Source organism: Winslowiella toletana, assembly GCF_017875465.1.
GTDB classification, from domain to species: domain Bacteria; phylum Pseudomonadota; class Gammaproteobacteria; order Enterobacterales; family Enterobacteriaceae; genus Erwinia; species Erwinia toletana.
On the sequence record NZ_JAGGMQ010000001.1, the window covers coordinates 1,210,133 to 1,228,746 of the forward strand.

19 protein-coding genes and 1 other RNA gene are annotated in these 18,614 nt (G+C 50.9%); 9 read left to right on the top strand and 11 right to left on the bottom strand.

Annotated features, from left to right (window positions below; all coding sequences use genetic code 11):
* Positions 1-210: 210 nt before the first annotated feature.
* Genes rseC through rpoE form a run of 4 tightly spaced genes read right to left on the bottom strand, consistent with a single transcriptional unit; the run spans position 211 to position 2,878 of the window.
* On the bottom strand, positions 211-669 hold the full coding sequence (gene rseC / locus J2125_RS05650; protein ID WP_017803139.1) for a SoxR-reducing system protein RseC: 459 nt from the start codon (positions 667-669) through the stop codon (positions 211-213).
* Positions 666-1,619, bottom strand: coding sequence for a sigma-E factor regulatory protein RseB (gene rseB, locus J2125_RS05655; RefSeq protein WP_017803138.1), 954 nt, complete (start codon positions 1,617-1,619; stop codon positions 666-668). Before rseB ends, rseC begins: the two co-directional genes overlap by 4 nt.
* Positions 1,619-2,272, bottom strand: coding sequence for an anti-sigma-E factor RseA (gene rseA / locus J2125_RS05660; RefSeq protein ID WP_017803137.1), 654 nt, complete (start codon positions 2,270-2,272; stop codon positions 1,619-1,621). Before rseA ends, rseB begins: the two co-directional genes overlap by 1 nt.
* 30 nt (positions 2,273-2,302) lie before the next feature.
* Positions 2,303-2,878, bottom strand: coding sequence for an RNA polymerase sigma factor RpoE (gene rpoE, locus J2125_RS05665; RefSeq protein WP_017803136.1), 576 nt, complete (start codon positions 2,876-2,878; stop codon positions 2,303-2,305).
* A gap of 466 nt (positions 2,879-3,344) precedes the next feature.
* Here rpoE and nadB point away from each other — a divergent pair, with 466 nt between their 5' ends.
* Entirely contained in the window at positions 3,345-4,955 is a 1,611-nt protein-coding gene (gene nadB, locus J2125_RS05670; protein ID WP_017803135.1) for an L-aspartate oxidase, read from the top strand.
* On the opposite strand, the gene trmN is transcribed toward nadB, so the two are convergent.
* A complete protein-coding gene (gene trmN, locus J2125_RS05675) occupies positions 4,948-5,685 on the bottom strand; it encodes a tRNA(1)(Val) (adenine(37)-N(6))-methyltransferase TrmN (RefSeq protein ID WP_017803134.1) in 738 nt (245 codons plus the stop codon). The genes nadB and trmN overlap by 8 nt on opposite strands.
* 132 nt (positions 5,686-5,817) lie before the next feature.
* On the opposite strand from trmN, the gene srmB reads away from it, so the two are divergent.
* Positions 5,818-7,149, top strand: coding sequence for an ATP-dependent RNA helicase SrmB (gene srmB, locus J2125_RS05680; RefSeq protein ID WP_017803133.1), 1,332 nt, complete (start codon positions 5,818-5,820; stop codon positions 7,147-7,149).
* Between the two features lie 54 nt (positions 7,150-7,203).
* On the opposite strand, the gene grcA is transcribed toward srmB, so the two are convergent.
* Positions 7,204-7,587, bottom strand: coding sequence for an autonomous glycyl radical cofactor GrcA (gene grcA, locus J2125_RS05685; RefSeq protein WP_017803132.1), 384 nt, complete (start codon positions 7,585-7,587; stop codon positions 7,204-7,206).
* Between the two features lie 260 nt (positions 7,588-7,847).
* Here grcA and ung point away from each other — a divergent pair, with 260 nt between their 5' ends.
* A complete protein-coding gene (ung, locus tag J2125_RS05690; protein WP_017803131.1) occupies positions 7,848-8,528 on the top strand; it encodes a uracil-DNA glycosylase in 681 nt (226 codons plus the stop codon).
* Between the two features lie 76 nt (positions 8,529-8,604).
* On the opposite strand, the gene grpE is transcribed toward ung, so the two are convergent.
* Complete coding sequence (gene grpE / locus J2125_RS05695; RefSeq protein ID WP_026111988.1) at positions 8,605-9,186, bottom strand: nucleotide exchange factor GrpE; 582 nt, start codon at positions 9,184-9,186, stop codon at positions 8,605-8,607.
* Between the two features lie 125 nt (positions 9,187-9,311).
* On the opposite strand from grpE, the gene nadK reads away from it, so the two are divergent.
* The 3 genes from nadK to bamE all read left to right on the top strand — a co-directional run bounded on the left by nadK (position 9,312) and on the right by bamE (position 12,526).
* The gene (gene nadK / locus J2125_RS05700) at positions 9,312-10,190 is read left to right on the top strand and encodes an NAD(+) kinase (protein ID WP_017803129.1); all 879 of its coding nucleotides are present in this window, start codon (positions 9,312-9,314) and stop codon (positions 10,188-10,190) included.
* Between the two features lie 86 nt (positions 10,191-10,276).
* The gene (gene recN / locus J2125_RS05705; RefSeq protein ID WP_017803128.1) at positions 10,277-11,938 is read left to right on the top strand and encodes a DNA repair protein RecN; all 1,662 of its coding nucleotides are present in this window, start codon (positions 10,277-10,279) and stop codon (positions 11,936-11,938) included.
* A gap of 243 nt (positions 11,939-12,181) precedes the next feature.
* Positions 12,182-12,526, top strand: coding sequence for an outer membrane protein assembly factor BamE (gene bamE, locus J2125_RS05710; protein ID WP_017803127.1), 345 nt, complete (start codon positions 12,182-12,184; stop codon positions 12,524-12,526).
* Positions 12,527-12,570: 44 nt separating this feature from the next.
* Here bamE and J2125_RS05715 read toward each other — a convergent pair whose 3' ends face one another.
* The gene (locus J2125_RS05715; protein WP_017803126.1) at positions 12,571-12,858 is read right to left on the bottom strand and encodes an RnfH family protein; all 288 of its coding nucleotides are present in this window, start codon (positions 12,856-12,858) and stop codon (positions 12,571-12,573) included.
* A complete protein-coding gene (locus J2125_RS05720) occupies positions 12,851-13,285 on the bottom strand; it encodes a type II toxin-antitoxin system RatA family toxin (protein WP_017803125.1) in 435 nt (144 codons plus the stop codon). Before J2125_RS05720 ends, J2125_RS05715 begins: the two co-directional genes overlap by 8 nt.
* Before the next feature lie 159 nt (positions 13,286-13,444).
* Here J2125_RS05720 and smpB point away from each other — a divergent pair, with 159 nt between their 5' ends.
* The 3 genes from smpB to J2125_RS05735 all read left to right on the top strand — a co-directional run bounded on the left by smpB (position 13,445) and on the right by J2125_RS05735 (position 15,768).
* On the top strand, positions 13,445-13,927 hold the full coding sequence (gene smpB, locus J2125_RS05725) for an SsrA-binding protein SmpB (protein WP_017803124.1): 483 nt from the start codon (positions 13,445-13,447) through the stop codon (positions 13,925-13,927).
* Between the two features lie 49 nt (positions 13,928-13,976).
* Positions 13,977-14,380, top strand: a transfer-messenger RNA (tmRNA) gene (ssrA, locus tag J2125_RS05730).
* 194 nt (positions 14,381-14,574) lie between these two features.
* On the top strand, positions 14,575-15,768 hold the full coding sequence (locus J2125_RS05735; protein WP_026111987.1) for an integrase domain-containing protein: 1,194 nt from the start codon (positions 14,575-14,577) through the stop codon (positions 15,766-15,768).
* A gap of 132 nt (positions 15,769-15,900) precedes the next feature.
* Here J2125_RS05735 and J2125_RS05740 read toward each other — a convergent pair whose 3' ends face one another.
* Positions 15,901-16,521: a hypothetical protein gene (locus J2125_RS05740; protein WP_017803122.1), complete on the bottom strand. Its 621-nt coding sequence runs from the start codon at positions 16,519-16,521 to the stop codon at positions 15,901-15,903.
* Between the two features lie 952 nt (positions 16,522-17,473).
* Positions 17,474-18,580, bottom strand: coding sequence for a helicase RepA family protein (locus J2125_RS24925; RefSeq protein ID WP_241764044.1), 1,107 nt, complete (start codon positions 18,578-18,580; stop codon positions 17,474-17,476).
* Positions 18,581-18,614 lie beyond the last annotated feature (34 nt).

The window sequence follows — 18,614 nt, forward strand, 5'->3', positions numbered from 1 at the left end:
CGACAGGTATGCCACGGAGAGCGTAATTTCACAGGCGGACTTTTGTCCGAAAGGCTGCATTCTACACTACATATCAGAGTCGTGGAATCATCCGCAGCAGGCGATGAAGATAAGAAAAAGCGAGTGAGGGGAATTTCAGCAGGATAAAGCAACTATTTGCCGCCATAAAACCACGGGCGGCCAGCGCCAGTGCGCTCTGACGCGCCAGCGCTAACTTTCAACACGCAGCGCTTCCGGGGGCAAAGAGACGCTTAAAATAATCGGCTGGAAGGCTTCACGATCGCCAAAACGCGCGGAAATGCCTTTTGCGACGATAAAACCACCGATACCGCCAAGCAATGCGCCAACCGCTGCGGCGAAATCACTGTTAAACAGCGACTGGAACAGCGCGGAAAACAGAAACAGGCCGAAAAGCGGGGTCATATACACCAGCAGAGCGGAACCCAGCAGGCTGCTCTCTTTGATGCCCAGCTCAATACGCTGGCCCGGTTGCAGCGGTTGCTCACTGGCAATCTGCATCACATGGGCATTTTTCGCGCCCAGTTTGTTCAGCATATGACTGCCACAGCCTTTCCGTGCGGAGCAACTGTTGCAGGAGGTTTTAATTTCGGAATGCAGTGTCGCCACGCCGTTTTGCCACGAAACCACCGTGGCCCATTCTCTCATCATTTGCTTGTTCCGGTATCAATACTGTCTGCAATGCGTTTACTGGTTGATGGCGGGATCTCACCCACTATCGTAATTTCACTATTATCGCGCACTACAGTCTGCACCGTACGACGTCCTGTGCGCAATAGCTGCGCAGAACTGCTTTTATCCGCCGGACTGATATTGATCGAGAAACTAAACAGACCATCAGAGTAAAGCCGTGATTCGACCGGCTTATTCAGAGAAGGGATATTGCGACGGCTTTGCGATACCTGCTTCATACCGCTCGGCAACCAGGTCGGCTTCCAGTTAAAACTCACTTTCTCCGCCATGGGAACCGACAGCGATGGCGGCAGATTGGCCTTAGTCAGCCCCTGCATCATATTCCGCACACCTTCATCAACGGCGAAACTGACCACGCGATACTGTTCCAGTGTCTCACCGTCGCGATCCAGCAAATCGATGCGCAGTGGCAATTTGGTATCGCTGTCGAGCCAGACGATATAGCTGTAGCGCGTGCCATCGCGCGCCACAATGCGAATCACTTCGCACAGCTGGTCTGCGATACGCGTGCGGCCAACCGAGATAAAGTCATAGTTGCTGGTAAGCTGGCGGAAGTCCGCATTTACCACCGACGGCAGCGAATCGACAATATAGCTGCCATTAAGGGTGAAAGGTTCGAGGCCTGGCTCAAAATAGCTGATGTCATTGCCACGCTGGATAATCTCACGCCGCGGGCCATCCATCTGCAACAGCTGTGCGAACACTTTGTTGTCAACGATAGCATGACGATAGCGTAATGATTCGATCCCCAGCCTGGAGACGTTGATATAGGCGAGTTCATAATTAAGAGACTGGCTAGCCTGCTCCATCTGTTGCAGTAACGCCCCGGAAGTGGTTTCCGCCGGGGCGACAGATGAATACATCAGGCTGCCAGCCATAAGGCTGACGGCACACCAGAATTGCTTCATTACTGCTGCTGAGTTCCTAAAGACTGATTTCCTGGAACCTGAACTGCCGCTTGCTGTGGCGAGTTCTGTTCAAATTGCAGCTGTTCCGAATGCAACCGGCGCTGCAGTTCGTAATCCTGCAACAATGCATTAACCCGACGACGCTGCTCCTGCACCTGCTGTGGCGCATTAGTGGCGTTGGCGTTGTCCGCTGGCACGCCTAAACTCACCGGAGAAGCTTTGCCCATCATCGGTAGCGTGTTAAATACCGGTGAATCGGACTGCTGGCCGCCATCTTGCTGAGGCTGGTTATACTGCTGCACACCGACAATCACTGCCAGTGAGACGCAGGCTGCCACGCCAACTTGCGTGATCTGTGTGGCCCATGGACGCACTTTGTGCCAGAAAGGCATTTTCTCCCAACGTTCTGGCTTTGGCTGCACTTCCGGGATTAACGTAGTCACCTTGCGAACAGGTTCATTTTCAATTGCCGCAGCAACCCGCGCCGCAATATCAAAATGCATAACCTCTCCGACATCACCACGCAATGTATCGCGGATCAGATGATAGCTTTCCCAGCTTTGCTGCAGTGTGGCGTCTTTAGACAATGCGGATAAAACTTCGTTATCCAAAGCCTCACCGTCCATTAAAGCGGAAAGTTTTTCTTTCTGCATGCCTTAGTACCCTTCCTGTGTCCGTTATCGCTAACGTTGGATAAGCGGTTGAACTTTATTATCGATAGCTTCGCGAGCACGGAAGATACGTGAACGCACAGTACCAACGGGACAATCCATAATGGCTGCTATCTCTTCATAGCTCAGGCCATCCAACTCACGCAGGGTAATCGCCATACGCAGGTCTTCAGGAAGTGACTCAATGGTACGAAAAACTATCTGTTTCAATTCTTCAGACAACATTAAGTTCTCAGGGTTCGAAATTTCTTTCAGCGCGCCTGCGCTTTCAAAGTTTTCCGCATCGATCGCATCCACATCACTGGCAGGCGGACGACGCCCCTGAGCAACCAGGTAATTCTTCGCTGTATTCACCGCAATGCGGTACAGCCAGGTATAAAATGCGCTATCGCCACGGAATGATTCCAGTGCGCGGTAGGCTTTGATAAACGATTCTTGCACCACATCAGGCACGTCGCCTGACGGAACGTAGCGCGAAACCAGACTGGCCACTTTATGCTGGTAACGAACAACCAGTAAATTGAATGACTTCTGATCTCCTTTCTGCACCCGCTCAACGAGAACCTGATCCGTTAACTGCTCGCTCATCCGAGGTAATGTCTCCCCAAATCTGTCTCCACGCGTAATAGAATAACCAGCAATGACTCAACTTTCTGAGCAAGCACTCGCTTAGAGGGGTCATTCTGTCGTTAGTTCAGTTACGCCATTATTTTTGTCTTAACGCCGGGCTGTTTTTACACTTCACATGGTTATTTTGCTTTCTGATAAAGTGTATGCCACCACCTTTCTTTCATATTCACGTGCGATATGAATCCCGACGGACGCCCGCAGAGTAACGCATGGAGCCGCGCTTTTCATCTCTAAAAGCCGTTTATTCGCTAAAGTTCGCAATATTAAACTTAACATGACAAAAACCAGCGCTAAGCCAATGATTTTCGGTTATCGCCCTGACAAAAACATGACAACATTGTGAGATCCGCACAGAAAAAAGGCTTTTTCCCGGCAGAAATTGGCGCTATGCTCAGCAAACAACCTGTTTAGTATATTAAACATCATGACCCATTCGACCGATTACAGCTGTGACGTGTTGATTATTGGCAGCGGCGCCGCAGGACTCTCGCTGGCGCTGCGACTGGCTGAAACCCAGCAGGTCACGGTTTTGAGCAAAGGGCCGGTTAGCGAAGGCTCCACATTCTATGCCCAGGGCGGCATCGCCGCGGTGTTTGATGAAACCGACAGCATCGAATCGCATATCGAAGATACGCTGATTGCCGGCGACGGCCTGTGTGACCGCGAAGCGGTGTCGTTTATTGCCAGTAACGCCCGCCAGTGCGTACAGTGGTTGATCGACAATGGTGTTCTGTTCGATAAAGAGACCCGCGCCAACGGCGAAGAGCATTATCATCTGACGCGCGAAGGCGGACACAGCCATCGCCGCATTCTGCACAGCGCCGACGCTACCGGCAGAGCGGTCGAAACCACACTGGTCAGCCAGGCGCTGAGCCATCCTAATATCCGGATTATCGAACGTAGTAATGCTGTCGATCTGATTGTATCGGATAAAATCGGTATTGCCGGTCCGCGACGCGTCGTCGGTGCTTATATCTGGAACCGCAAGCGCGAAAAGGTCGAAACCTGTAGCGCGCGATCGATTGTGCTGGCCACCGGCGGAGCGGCGAAAGTCTATCAGTACACCACCAACCCGGATGTCGCTTCGGGCGACGGCATTGCAATGGCGTGGCGCGCCGGATGCCGGGTCGCCAATCTGGAATTTAATCAGTTCCACCCCACCTGTCTGTTCCATCCACAGGCGCGTAATTTCCTGCTGACGGAAGCGCTGCGCGGCGAAGGCGCTTATCTGAAACGTCCGGATGGTACGCGCTTTATGCCGGATTTCGATGCCCGTGGTGAACTGGCGCCGCGTGATATCGTCGCCCGCGCCATCGATCATGAGATGAAACGTCTTGGCGCAGACTGTATGTATCTGGATATCAGCCATCAGCCCGCCGACTTTGTGCGCAGCCATTTCCCGATGATCTATGACAAATTGCTCAGCTTCGGTTATGACCTGACGAAAGAGCCGATCCCTATTGTTCCGGCGGCTCACTACACCTGCGGTGGCGTGATGGTCGATCAGCACGGACGTACTGATCTCGACGGACTGTATGCGATTGGTGAAGTGAGCTATACCGGCCTGCACGGCGCCAACCGTATGGCGTCCAACTCCTTGCTGGAGTGTCTGGTGTATGGCTGGTCAGCCGCCGAAGATATCAGTCAGCGCCTGCCGCAGCGTGAGGTTGTCACACTGCTGCCGGCGTGGGATGAGAGCCGGGTCGATGATTCTGACGAGCGGGTGGTGATTCAGCATAACTGGCACGAACTGCGGCTGTTTATGTGGGACTATGTCGGCATCGTACGTACCACTAAACGGCTGGAGCGCGCGCTACGCCGCATCAGCACGCTGCAACAGGAAATCGACGAATACTATGCCAATTTCCGCATCTCCAACAATCTGCTGGAACTGCGTAATCTGGTGCAGGTGGCGGAACTGATTGTACGCTGCGCCATGCAGCGCAAGGAGAGTCGCGGATTGCATTACACTCTCGACTACCCTGAACAGCTGCCGCAGGCGTTGCCGACCATCCTGCAACCGCGCGTTATCTGAATAAGTAGAAATCCCGGGTCAGGCTGCAATGCGCTTCGGAATATTGCTGATCTGGCCCGCGAATCACCATACTGTCGACAAACTGTTCGCCCGCTTGTGGCGAAAGCGCCAGCATCACCCGATTGGGCGGACGGGTTTCATTATCGGCCACATCCGTGCGATAACGTAAGAACCAGCCGCGACTCACCGCCATCTCGACAAAACGATTACCGACATCGGCAGGCAGCACCAGGCAGAAAAAACCTTCTTCGTCGATAAGCTGTTCAGCGCAGCTTAACAGCGTCTGGTGATCGAGCGTATCGGTATAGCGGGCGGCCGCACGTTGCGGCGAAGCACAGGCGGAACCGGCGGCAAAGTACGGTGGATTGCTGACAATCAGTGAATAGCGCGCCTGCGACTGCGCAGCAAACTGACGAATATCCTGCTGATAAATGGCCAGACGCGCAGCCCATGGCGATGCTGCGCAATTCTCCTGCGCCTGCCCGGCAGCTTCGGCATCCAGCTCGACGCCATCTACCCGTACACCCTCATCGGTGCGTTGCGCCAGCATCAGCGCAATCAGGCCGCTACCACAGCCGATATCCAGCACCCGGTTAATCCGCGCCACTGGCGCCCAGGCACCCAGCAGCACACCGTCCGTGCCCACCTTCATCGCACAGCGATCGTGGGCAACAAAAAATTGTTTAAAAGTAAATCCGTTGGCGCGCAAAGTGGCCTTTTGTTGTGACATAACACTGACCTGAAAGGGAAACGGCGCTAGCATAGGACAAACTGAGACTTGAGAAAAGTCATCAACTGAACACAAACAGATGAAGATCGCGCTCAATCTGTCTATAATCAGCGCCCCAAACTGAGGTAGACCATGACTGTAACCACTTTTTCCGAACTCGAACTTGATGAAAGCCTGCTGGATGCCCTGCAGGAAAAAGGCTTCACTCGCCCAACCGCGATCCAGGCTGCAGCTATTCCGGCCGCGTTGGAGGGCCGTGACGTATTGGGTTCGGCGCCAACCGGTACAGGAAAAACGGCTGCCTTCTTGTTGCCGGCACTGCAGCATCTGATCGACTTTCCGCGTAAAAAATCGGGGCCGCCGCGCATTCTGATCCTGACGCCAACACGCGAACTGGCGATGCAGGTTGCCGACCAGGCACGTGAACTGGCGAAAAACACCCATCTGGATATCACCACTATCACCGGCGGCGTGGCCTATATGAACCACGCGGAAGTGTTTAGCGAAAACCAGGATGTGGTGGTCGCCACCACCGGTCGCCTGCTGCAATATATTAAAGAAGAAAACTTTGATTGCCGTGCGGTAGAGACGCTGATCCTTGATGAAGCCGACCGTATGCTCGATATGGGTTTTGCCCAGGATATCGAAACCATCGCGGCGGAAACCCGCTGGCGTAAACAGACCATGCTGTTCTCAGCGACGCTGGAAAGCGAAGCCGTTGCCGAATTCGCCAGACGCATTCTGAACGAACCGGTGGAAGTCGAAGCCGACCCGGCGCGCCGTGAACGCAAAAAAATCCTGCAATGGTACTATCGCGCTGACGATATCAAACATAAAACCGCCCTGCTGATTCACCTGCTGCAACAGGAAGAAGTGACGCGCTCTATCGTCTTTGTGCGTAAGCGTGAGCGTGTACATGAGCTGTGCGGCTGGTTGCGTGAAGCGGGAATCAACACCAGCTTCCTTGAAGGTGAGATGGTGCAGGCTAAGCGTAATGAAGCGTTTAAACGCCTGAGCGAAGGCCGGGTGAATGTGCTGGTGGCTACCGATATCGCCGCGCGCGGGATAGATATCGATAATATCAGTCACGTATTTAACTTTGATATGCCGCGCACTGCGGATACCTATCTGCACCGCATTGGCCGTACAGGCCGTGCCGGCAAGAAAGGGGCCGCCCTGTCGCTGGTTGAAGCGCATGACCATCTGCTGCTGGGGAAAATCGCCCGCTATATCGATGAACCGCTGAAATCTCGTACTATCGATGAGTTACGCCCGACCACGCGTGCGCCAAGTGAGAAGCTGCAAGGTAAACCATCGAAAAAAGCATTAGAGAAGCGCAAAGAGAAAAAAGATAAAGAGAGCGAAGAGACCAAACCGCGTATTAAGAAGCGTCATCGCGACACTAAAAATATCGGTAAACGTCGTAAGCCGAGCAGTGAAGTGAAAAAAGAGAGTGCTGAATAATTGCAGCCACTGACAAAAAAGGAGCCATCAGGCTCCTTTTTTACTGCGCGAAGATTACAGGCTTTCAGTAAAGGTACGCGCAATCACATCACGCTGCTGTTCAGGCGTCAGTGAGTTAAAACGCACCGCATAGCCAGAGACGCGAATCGTCAGCTGCGGGTAGTTTTCCGGATGTTCAACGGCGTCCAGTAAGGTTTCACGACGTAGCACATTCACATTAAGATGCTGACCACCTTCTACCCGGACTTCTGGTTTCATTTCCAGTGGCACTTCGCGATACTCGATCTGTCCCAGATCGCTCAGATTAACCACCTGATCTTCACTGTAACCCGCTTTAGCACAGACGCAGCGCGCCTGCGCCTTGTCTTCATCCAGTAACCAGAATGAGTTCAGCAGTCCGCTGTCATTCGCTTTGGTGATTTGAATTCCGGTAATCATATAATGCCTCCCAGGCTTGTGAAAAAGGGTATTGCTCAGGGTTGTATACCAACCCTGCCGACGGGAAGCTTTGATATATATCAATTATCCGCCTGGCCCGTGGTGTTGGTAATCCACAAGGTAATGATTTATATCAATATTCCCTGCTGATTTATTTGCGGTTATTTTTGTAAATTTCAATTATTTTTTAATGTTTTTCCCACTGCCGATAAACGTTAAACTACGCCATTAAACTGGACAGGCCCCGAAGGGAGAATGTAATGGTCAACGCATTAACCTGGCACGACGTGCTGGCAGAGGAAAAACAGAAGCCTTACTTTATTGAGACGCTGAGTGCTGTCGCCAGTGAGCGGGCCGCAGGCAAAACTGTCTATCCGCCGCAGAAAGACGTATTTAATGCCTTTCGTCTGACCGAGCTGGGGGCGATTAAAGTGGTGATCCTTGGCCAGGATCCGTATCACGGTCCGAACCAGGCGCATGGCCTGGCATTCTCGGTGCTGCCGGGGGTCGCGGTGCCGCCTTCGCTGGTGAATATGTACAAAGAGCTGGTCAGTGACATTCCGGGCTTTGAGCGGCCCAGTCATGGCTTTCTTGAGAGCTGGGCAACACAGGGCGTGATGTTGCTGAATACGGTACTGACTGTTGAAGGCGGTAAGGCCCATTCCCACGCGCGTTTTGGCTGGGAAACCTTTACCGATAATGTGATTACGGCGATTAACCAGCATCGTGAAGGGGTGGTGTTTTTACTCTGGGGTTCGCACGCCCAGAAGAAAGGCAGCATTATCGATCGTAAACGCCATCATGTATTACAGGCGCCGCACCCATCGCCGTTATCCGCTCATCGCGGCTTCCTCGGCTGCGGCCACTTTTCCAAAACCAATGCTTACCTGAGTGAGCACGGTGAAGCGCCAATCGACTGGACGCCTGTTTTACCGGCTTAGTGCCAGCATAAAAAAAGCACCGCAAGCGGTGCTTTTTTATCTTGATGGTCTGGGCAATACCGACCACGCTCAGCGATCAGGACTTGGCTTTCGCCACTGCCACCATCGCCGGACGCAACAGGCGACCATTCAGGGTGTAGCCACTCTGCATCACCAGCATCACATGGTTCGGCGCCACATCCTCAGATTCCATCATCGACATCGCCTGATGCACATCCGGGTTGAACGGTACGTTAGTCTCGTTTACCACTTCAACACCGTATTTGCGCACCGCGCCGAGCAGCGATTTCAGGGTCAGCTCGATACCTTCAATCATTGCGGTCAGCTCCGGATTGGCTTTATCCGCCAGTTCCAGCGCACGCTCCAGGCTGTCGATCACTGGCAGCAATTCGTTTGCAAATTTTTCCAGGGCAAACTTATGCGCTTTCTCGACGTCCAGTTCGGTACGGCGACGAATGTTCTCAATTTCTGCTTGCGCACGAAGCTGTGCTTCACGTACGCCGCCCTGAGACTGCGCCAGTTCGGCTTCCAGTTGAGCGATACGCTCATCACGCGGATCCACCTCGTTTGTCGTCTCCGCGTCCTGGTTTTGCCCTTGCTCCATCTCAATTTCGTCTGAGACTTGCTCGTTTGGTGTGTTCTGTTCTTTACTACTCATGAATTTCTCCGCGTTTTTGCACATTCATCTCGCTGGTTCGCTTATTATGGGGATCAGAATCGAGGTTTCAAGGGAAGCCAGTCACATTGTCGGGGCAGATCATCCCCAGGGGGAACACCAGCATAATGAACAATCATTTCAACTGCATTGGAATTGTCGGCCATCCGCGCCATCCAACGGCTCTGACCACGCATGAAATGCTCTATCGCTGGCTGACGGCAAAAGGCTACGAAGTCATTATCGAACAGCAGATCGCCCGCGAGCTGGGCCTGCATGATGTGGCGACCGGCACACTGGCGGATATTGGTCAGCGCGCCGACCTCGCGGTTGTGGTTGGCGGTGATGGCAATATGCTGGGTGCGGCGCGCGTACTGGCGCGTTATGACATCAAAGTCATTGGCATTAACCGCGGCAACTTAGGTTTCCTGACCGATCTCGACCCGGATAATGCCCAGCAACAGCTGGCCGACGTGCTTGAAGGGAAATACCTGGTTGAAAGCCGCTTTCTGCTGGAGGCACAGGTCTGCAAAAAAGCCTGCTCACCGCGAATTGGCACGGCGATCAATGAGGTCGTGCTGCACCCGGGAAAAGTTGCGCATATGATTGAGTTTGAAGTTTATATCGATGAAAACTTCGCCTTCTCCCAGCGCTCGGATGGCCTGATTATCTCCACGCCAACCGGCTCCACCGCCTACTCCCTCTCCGCCGGTGGACCGATTCTGACGCCTTCGCTGGACGCCATCGCGCTGGTGCCGATGTTTCCACATACCCTGTCGGCGCGCCCGCTGGTAATTAACAGCAGTAGCACCATTCGCCTGCGCTTCTCCCATATGCGCGGCGACCTGGAAATCAGCTGTGACAGCCAGATCGCGCTACCAATCCAGGAAGGTGAAGATGTGCTGATTCGCCGCAGCGACTATCATCTCAATCTGATCCATCCACAAAATTACAATTACTTCAACACATTAAGTTCAAAGTTGGGCTGGTCAAAAAAATTATTCTGAAAATCTTCACCAGCTACTTTACTGTATATAAAACCAGTTTATACTGTATGAAAAACCATATCTGTGTATTCATACAGGAAATAATTATGCTGGCACAACTGACCATCAGTAACTTTGCTATCGTTCGCGAGCTGGAAATTGATTTTCAACGTGGCATGACGGCGATTACCGGCGAAACCGGTGCGGGTAAGTCGATTGCTATCGACGCGCTTGGTCTCTGTCTCGGCGGTCGTGCCGAAGCAGATATGGTTCGTCAGGATGCGGCGCGCGCCGATATCTGCGCGCGCTTTGCGCTAAAAGATACCCCCTCGGCCCAGCGCTGGCTGGAACAGAACCAGCTGGACGACGGCAATGAGTGCCTGCTGCGTCGCGTCATTAGCAGCGATGGCCGTTCACGCGGCTTTATTAATGGCACCTCAGTTCCTCTCTCCCAGCTGCGTGATTTAGGCCAGTTGCTGATTCAGATCCATGGTCAGCACGCCCATCAGTTGCTGCTGAAGCCTGAACATCAGAAAAATCTGCTGGATGCTTACGCCGATGAGAGCCAGCTGACTCAGGAGATGGCCGCAGGCTACCGCCTCTGGCATCAGAGCTGTCGTGAACTGGCGCGCCATCAGCAACTGGCGCAGGAGCGTGAAGCGCGCCGTGAGCTGCTGCAATATCAGCTGAAAGAGCTGAATGAGTTTGCGCCACAGCCCAATGAGTTTGAAAGTATTGACGAAGAGTACAAACGCTTAGCCAACAGCGGCCAGCTGCTATCCACCAGCCAGCAAGCCTTACAGCTGATGGCCGATGGCGACGAGAGCAATCTGCAAAGTCTGCTATACAGCGCACGCCAGATGATGGGCGAGCTGATTAGCATGGATGACAAGCTGAGCAACGTCTTTAGCATGCTGGAAGAAGCGGCGATTCAGATCAGTGAAGCCAGCGATGAGTTACGTCACTATTGTGATCGTCTGGATCTCGATCCCAATCGCCTGTTCGAACTGGAACAGCGCCTGTCACGCCAGATCAACCTGGCGCGTAAACACCATATTTCACCGGAAGAGCTGCCCGCCTTCCATCAGCAGTTACTGGATGAGCAGGAACAGTTATCGCAGCAGGAAAGCGATCAGGAAACGCTGAGCAGTGCAGTCAATGTACATTATCAGGCGGCGCTGGCCACCGCCCGGCAACTGCATCAGCGTCGCGCGCACTACGCCAGTGAACTGAGCCAGCTAATCAGCACCAGTATGCAGGCACTGTCGATGCCGCACGGCAAACTGGCGATTGATGTGCAGTTTAACCCTGATCAGTTAACCGCTGATGGTGCCGATCGTATTGATTTCCGCGTCAGCACCAACCCGGGCCAGCCATTGCAGGCACTGGCGAAAGTGGCGTCCGGCGGCGAACTTTCGCGTATTGCACTGGCTATTCAGGTGATTACCGCACAGAAAATGGATACACCGGCGCTGATTTTCGATGAAGTGGATGTTGGTATCAGTGGCCCTACTGCGGCGGTGGTAGGCAAAATGCTGCGTCAGCTGGGAGAATCAACCCAGGTAATGTGCGTCACCCACTTGCCGCAGGTAGCCGGTTGTGGCCACCAACATTTCTATGTCAGTAAAGAAACTGATGGCGCCGTGACAGAAACCCATATGCAGCCACTGGATAAGCGCGCGCGTCTGCAGGAACTGGCGCGGTTACTGGGTGGAAGCGAGGTGACACGCAACACTCTGGCCAATGCAAAAGAGCTTTTAGCAGCCTGACCCAGCACTTTTTTACATTCCTGTGGTCATATGCTTGCTCTGTAAAGGTTTCAAACTGCGGTAAGGTTGATTATCATCGGCAGTTGTTGCCATCGCCGCGGGCAGTTTGGCATGGCCAGCACAATTCGTCGCAGGGAGCCAGGCTCTTCTTATCGATGTGCGCAACCAGAGCTTAAAAAAGGCTTAGTGACCCGGGTGAAGTCGCCTCATACAAGGCGTCGAGCCCCAATAAGGAATCAATTAATGCGCTGTAAAACGCTGACTGCTGCTGCAGTGGTACTTCTTATGATGACCGCTGGCTGTTCCACTCTGGAGCGAGTGGTTTACCGTCCAGACATCAACCAGGGTAACTACCTGGTGGCTAACGATGTGGCAAAAATTCATACCGGTATGACGCAACAACAGGTTGCTTACACGCTGGGTACACCGATGATGCACGATCCGTTTGGTAACAACACCTGGTACTACGTGTTCCGTGAACAACCGGGTCATGAGCCGGTGAAACAGCAAACGCTGACGCTGACTTTCGACAGCAACGGTACGCTGACCAACATCGACAACAAGCCAAAGCTCACCACCACAAAATAGTGAGTGTGAACGACAGGTATAAAAAAGGCGCTCAACCGGCGCCTTTATTTTTTTGCAGCGCGTTCTGCCCGCTGACGGCGTAACTCTTTGGGATCAGCAATCAACGGGCGGTAGATCTCAACGCGATCGCCATTATGCACTTCGTCAGCCAGCTTTACCGGGCGGCTAAATACCCCAACTTTGTTTTCATCCAGATCGATTTCGCGGCGCAGCTCAAGAATGCCTGACGCTTTGATGGTCTGCTCAACGGTACTGCCCTCAGCCAGTTTCACACTGAGCAGATACTGTTTATCAGGTAATGCATACGCCACTTCAACGGCAATATCAGGCACGATAGACCTCTTTTGCCCGTAGGGTAAAGGCTTGTACCATGCTGCTGGCCAGTTCTTTAAATATGCGGCCGAAAGCCAGTTCGACCAGCATATTGGTGAACTCAAAATCAAGATTCAGTTCAACCTTGCAGGCCTCTTCACTGAGTGGCGTAAAGTTCCAGCCACCGGTCAGCTTACGAAACGGCCCATCAACCAGTTGCATATGAATACTTTGATTGTCAGTCAACGTATTGCGGGTAACAAACGTCTTACTGATGCCCGCTTTGGATACATCGACCGATGCCGTCATCTGATTTTCCGCAAATGCCAGAACGCGGCTGCCGGTACAACCGGGCAGAAACTCGGGATACGCGTCGACATCATTCACTAACTGGTACATCTGCTCGGCGCTATAAGGCACAAGCGCTGAACGGCTAATCTGGGCCATATCGATTCCTGTTATATCTCAAAACATATAAATAATATCATCCCCGGCGATCAAACAAAATTCTCTGGCGCCAATGGCGTGCTAAAATAGCGCATTTCCCCGCCAGGTATTGGTCAGGGGATGCCATTATTCACTGCTTGATGTAGACTAAGCCGCACTATGACAAAGAAAAAAGCACATAAACCCGGTTCCGCTACCATTGCCATGAACAAACGCGCCCGTCACGAATACTTCATTGAAGAAGAGTTCGAGGCAGGACTTTCGTTACAAGGATGGGAAGTAAAATCACTCCGCGCCGGCAAGGCCAACATCAGCGACAGCTATATCCTGCTGCGCGATGGCGAGGCTTATCTGTTTGGCTCAACATTCCAGCCGCTCAGCGTGGCATCTTCGCACGTTGTTTGCGATCCGACCCGCAGCCGTAAACTGCTGCTGAAAAAGCGCGAGCTGGATTCACTGTACGGTCGTGCCAATCGCGATGGTTACACCATCGTGGCGCTGTCCATGTACTGGAAAAATGCCTGGGCCAAACTGAAAATTGGCGTGGCCAAGGGTAAGAAAGAGCACGACAAACGCGATAGTGTTAAAGATCGCGAATGGCAGCAAGACAAAGCACGTATCATGAAACATGCAAATCGCTAAGCCACTGGCATAGCGTATGGTTTTTCTGATATACTGCTCAACAGTACTTGGGGCTGATTCTGGACTCGACGGGATTGTGTAGCCTTAGGAGCATGCCGAGGGACGGTTTGCCTCGTAAAAAGCCGTAAAAAAATAGTTGCAATCAACTACAAAACTGCACCTGCAAACGACGCTGACTTTAACCAGTTAGCGTTCGCTGCTTAATCAGCCTAAGAAACTGAAGGTGTCCTCTCTCCCTAGCCTCCGCTCTTAGGACGGGGATCAAGAGAGGTCAAACCCAAAAGAGATCGCGTGGATACCTTGCCTGGGGTTGAAGCGTTAAATCCAATCAGGCTAGTTTGTTAGTGGCGTGTCCATCCGCAGCTAACCGGCGAATGTAAAGATTGGACTAAGCATGTAGTGCCGACGGTGTAGTAATTTCGGACGCGGGTTCAACTCCCGCCAGCTCCACCAAAATCTTTTCGCGGCGGTTCCAGAGCCGTCCGCAGAAGTCCTGGAAGCCCGCACGGTGTAAGCCCTGCGGGCTTTTTTGTGTCTGTAATCTTCCGCGGAGATCCGACTGAATCCAGAACCTTTTGGCCTACGTTTAGGCCTACGTTATGATATAGGCCTAAAAACGTAGGCCTAAAACATGGACGAGGTACTGCATGCCAAGGATTGCACGCCCCCTTACCCACATTGAAGTGAGTAAATCCCGCGCTACAACAAACAAGCTTTACCTGCACGACGGTGAAGGCTTGTTCCTGATGGTAAAACCGTCAGGCAGAAAAACCTGGCGCTTTCGCTACCTCAAGCCGGGGACCAATAAGCGTACTACCATTACCTTCGGTAACTTCCCTGCCCTCTCATTAGCTGATGCACGGCAGTTAAGGGCCGAGAAACAAGCCCTGTTGGTCAGAGGCATTGATCCACATGAAAAGATCGCCTGTGAAGCTGAGCAGGTCGAAATAGCTGTAGAAAGCCTTTTCGCCAATGTTGCCAGCAACTGGTTTGCGCTGAAGAGTAAAACTGTTACGCCGGACTATGCCAAAGATATCTGGCGCTCTCTGGAGAAAGACGTCTTTCCAGTATTGAAGGACATTCCGGTGCAGGAGATAAAAGCGCGCACACTGGTACAGGCGCTTGAACCGATCAAAGCCCGTGGCGCATTGGAAACTGTCAGGCGCCTGGTGCAACGTATCAACGAAATCATGATCTATGCCGTAAACACTGGCCTGATTGATCTTAACCCTGCATCCGGTATTGGCTACGCCTTTGAGAAACCCAAAAAACAACATATGCCGACTCTGCGACCAGAAGAACTGCCAAAGCTTCTGCGCACGCTGGTCATGTCTAACCTCATTGTAACGACACGCTGCTTAATTGAATGGCAACTATTAACGCTGGTGAGGCCATCGGAAGCTTCGGGAACCGAATGGTGCGAGATTGATGTCGAGCAAAAACTCTGGGTTATCCCTGCTGCGCGCATGAAGGCAAAGCGTGAGCATATCGTGCCGCTGTCGGATCAGGCTTTAGAGATTCTGGAATTTATGAAGCCTGTCAGCAAAAATCGCGTGCATGTTTTTCCGAGTCGTAATGACCCTAAGCAGCCGATGTGCAGTCAGACGGCCAATGCGGCTTTAAAGAGGATTGGCTATGGTGGCAAGCTGGTTGCTCATGGGCTGCGTTCAATTGCCAGTACAGCGATGAACGAAGCGGGGCTGAATCCCGACGTCATTGAGGCCGCCCTGGCACATACTGATAAGAACGAGGTGCGGCGCGCTTATAACCGCTCCCTGTATCTTGACCAGCGTAAGGAGTTGATGGCGTGGTGGGGTAATTACGTTAAACAAAATATTTGATAAATGATAAAGTGAGTGCGGATAAAAATATGTATCAATTTCAGCTTTAACCAATACCTATCAGTATATCAATGCATCATCTATCTTCTAAACCTATGAAATAGATGATGTTTAAATTAAAATATTTCAAAGCTATTTCTTAATCAGGCTTATCTTTGATAAAAAGTCATTACTATATTTATTAAAAGGATATGAAGGAGTGAAAATCTCGTAGCCAATATAATTTTCGTAAGCAGAATTATTTATCATTTCATCAAGATGATACTTAAGCCTAAATAGATACTCCTCATTAGGTACAATGATCGCAACACTATCGAATACAGATAATTCTTTTGATTTAATGCGCCATTCTCGCTCCCAAGAAAAATCCACTATTTTACCCGTCACAATTGAACACCAAGGATCAAATTGAACGTGTCTCCACCATCTACTTTCATCGAGATATTGAAGCTCTTCTTGTGGTTGATAAATTACCGGCATGCCACCAAAAATGAAAATATCTTCTTTTAAATAACTCAAACCAAAAGGTTTATAATCTGACCTGTCATCATTCAAAAAATATTCAGGTGACTCAGTAAAGCATATACATGCTTCTCCTCCAGTTATAAATTTCTTGCTTCCTTTAATGAAACCATCCCTTAGAATGCTCAACAACACTTCAAAAGCCGCCTCATATGCTTCATCATTTTTATACCCTGGAATGTCTGTTTTTATCCAATGATATACATTTTCTGAGTAATCTTTTCTTTTCATCTGTTCCTTACCTAAATTATCAATACACTACATTTTATTAATAAATTCATGGTATTAAAAAATACTTTATCAGTAGACTCAGTGAAATAATTCCTTTCCTTATAGCTTGAAATTTCTTTTTAAATATAATCCTGCATTTCATTTTTCATTTCTGAAATAGGATTTATGAGTATTTTACCTTCGACACGGTCAATCAACAAGGAGATTATTTCTGCTCCTCTCAGCATCCTTCATTGGCTCCAAAATTTCTGAGAATATTATATTTTGATTAATTTTATTAGTATTTACTGAGTTCTCCTGTGTCCATTGTCTGAAAGCACTTGCATACAAAACCGCATCAGTTATATGGCAAGCAACGGCGGTTCGAAGTGTATGCGCATAATCTTTTTTTCTTGTAATTTAACCTGATAGCTAGCGAGTTGAAAATTTCTCCTTAGCGCAAGCCAAGCAATCAAAGCAGGTATAACACCAGCAAAAAAAAACGCTTAAAATAGTTCCCCAAGAAAAGGAAGAGTCGATAATAATCTTAGGAATGCTATCTATGGATACTGACGTTGATACTTTATTAAAAATAAAAGGCATATCTGTCTGAATCATAACCTCTCCATTTATTCAAAAAAAGTAGATATTTCAAAGTTATGTCATTAATAATGACATACAGTTGTCCGCATAGCTATAAGGTATATTCATAGCGGATTACACATGGTTACAAGGGCTTAACAACAAGTATTGATGGGCACAATAAAGCCGATTAGAAACTTGGATCCCCCACCTCTCCCCCACTTAATGGTGAATCACTTGTTCCCCCACCTAGTTTTTCGGGTTTAAATAAAAACATTATTTATCATTCAGTTAACTTATCGCCCCCACTTCACGCGTATAACACCTGAGAAGTGGGGGAAATCGGTTAAAAAATGCGAGTTATTACCGGGTTCCCCCACCAGTCCCCCACTTAATCCCCCACTACGTTATGCAAAGATCTGGGACTGATATGTTCACCTTCGCAGATGACCAGGCCATCTTTTTCCAATTTTTCCAGCCAGCGGGTGAATTTCTTCGACACGTCATACCCCATGGCCTTCATATCATCCCGAACCAAAGTCCGGGTACAGGCTTCACCGCTGGCGGTGCGCGAACGAACCGCCTGCCAAAGCGCCGTATGGTTTTCAGTGAGTCGCTGTACCCCAGCTAAGGCAGGATCGATATCAGCAGCATCCTCTCTGACCTCGCGCCCTTCATCGTTTAACACCAGCGAAGTAATCTGATCGCCATCATCATCAATGTACAAATCGACCGGGTACAAGTCGTAGGCCATACGTGGGGGTTCCTCCGCATCTTTCATCTTGGTACAGCTAAGAATCAGCGCTCCACCGTCACCTTCACGACGCACGTTAAATTCCACATCCAGCGCCGCTCTGAAAGCACTGGAGCCGCGCGCGCCTTTGTCCTGGTCTTTGCCTGAATGATGAATAATCAGTACCGTCGCTTGCGTGGCTGCTTTAATAAAATCACATCCCTGAATAAACGCACCCATATCTTTAGCCGCGTTTTCATCGGAGCCGCCAAAGCAGCGGGCAAGCGTATCCAGAATGATTAGCCTGACCTGCATGCCGGTAGCGGCTTTAACATCATTCGCCGCCTTGATCACCTGCTCAACGCTCTCCGGGCTGGCTGGGAAAATGGGACAATCAACGCGGTATAGCGAATCGATTGGGCTTCCTCCGTTAAGCGTTTCCTCCCATGCGCGAATACGGCGGGGAACGCCGATACCGCCTTCACCCACGACATAAATAACTGCGCCCTGGGTTACGGGTTTACCTGCCCAGGATTTACCGGTGGCGATATGGCATCCCCAGGATACGGCCAGAAACGATTTATATGAGCCGCTGGCACCGTAAGCGCTGGTGACAGACGAACTGGGTAAATAGCCTTTAATCAAATAGTCCTGCCGGTTATCAAAGCCGTCAGAACCTTTACGCAAGGGAAGCGAGGTGCTGAATTCCTGGCAGGGATGATCCACGCGGGTAATCGAAGGTTGTTGGCGTTCAGGCTGATACATCTGCTGTTTAAAAGCATCTTTAACAGCATCAATG

Bases quoted from the DNA above. Each gene is read 5' to 3' on its own strand.
- J2125_RS05735 (WP_026111987.1), top strand. From the start codon at position 14,575: ATGCCAAGGATTGCACGCCCCCTTACCCACATTGAAGTGAGTAAATCC.
- grpE (WP_026111988.1), bottom strand. From the start codon at position 9,186: ATGAGTAGTAAAGAACAGAACACACCAAACGAGCAAGTCTCAGACGAA.
- srmB (WP_017803133.1), top strand. From the start codon at position 5,818: ATGACTGTAACCACTTTTTCCGAACTCGAACTTGATGAAAGCCTGCTG.
- J2125_RS24925 (WP_241764044.1), bottom strand. From the start codon at position 18,580: ATGTATCAGCCTGAACGCCAACAACCTTCGATTACCCGCGTGGATCAT.
- nadB (WP_017803135.1), top strand. From the start codon at position 3,345: ATGACCCATTCGACCGATTACAGCTGTGACGTGTTGATTATTGGCAGC.
- rpoE (WP_017803136.1), bottom strand. From the start codon at position 2,878: ATGAGCGAGCAGTTAACGGATCAGGTTCTCGTTGAGCGGGTGCAGAAA.
- recN (WP_017803128.1), top strand. From the start codon at position 10,277: ATGCTGGCACAACTGACCATCAGTAACTTTGCTATCGTTCGCGAGCTG.
- J2125_RS05740 (WP_017803122.1), bottom strand. From the start codon at position 16,521: ATGAAAAGAAAAGATTACTCAGAAAATGTATATCATTGGATAAAAACA.
- ung (WP_017803131.1), top strand. From the start codon at position 7,848: ATGGTCAACGCATTAACCTGGCACGACGTGCTGGCAGAGGAAAAACAG.
- trmN (WP_017803134.1), bottom strand. From the start codon at position 5,685: ATGTCACAACAAAAGGCCACTTTGCGCGCCAACGGATTTACTTTTAAA.
- bamE (WP_017803127.1), top strand. From the start codon at position 12,182: ATGCGCTGTAAAACGCTGACTGCTGCTGCAGTGGTACTTCTTATGATG.
- smpB (WP_017803124.1), top strand. From the start codon at position 13,445: ATGACAAAGAAAAAAGCACATAAACCCGGTTCCGCTACCATTGCCATG.
- rseB (WP_017803138.1), bottom strand. From the start codon at position 1,619: ATGAAGCAATTCTGGTGTGCCGTCAGCCTTATGGCTGGCAGCCTGATG.
- rseA (WP_017803137.1), bottom strand. From the start codon at position 2,272: ATGCAGAAAGAAAAACTTTCCGCTTTAATGGACGGTGAGGCTTTGGAT.
- J2125_RS05720 (WP_017803125.1), bottom strand. From the start codon at position 13,285: ATGGCCCAGATTAGCCGTTCAGCGCTTGTGCCTTATAGCGCCGAGCAG.
- rseC (WP_017803139.1), bottom strand. From the start codon at position 669: ATGATGAGAGAATGGGCCACGGTGGTTTCGTGGCAAAACGGCGTGGCG.
- grcA (WP_017803132.1), bottom strand. From the start codon at position 7,587: ATGATTACCGGAATTCAAATCACCAAAGCGAATGACAGCGGACTGCTG.
- nadK (WP_017803129.1), top strand. From the start codon at position 9,312: ATGAACAATCATTTCAACTGCATTGGAATTGTCGGCCATCCGCGCCAT.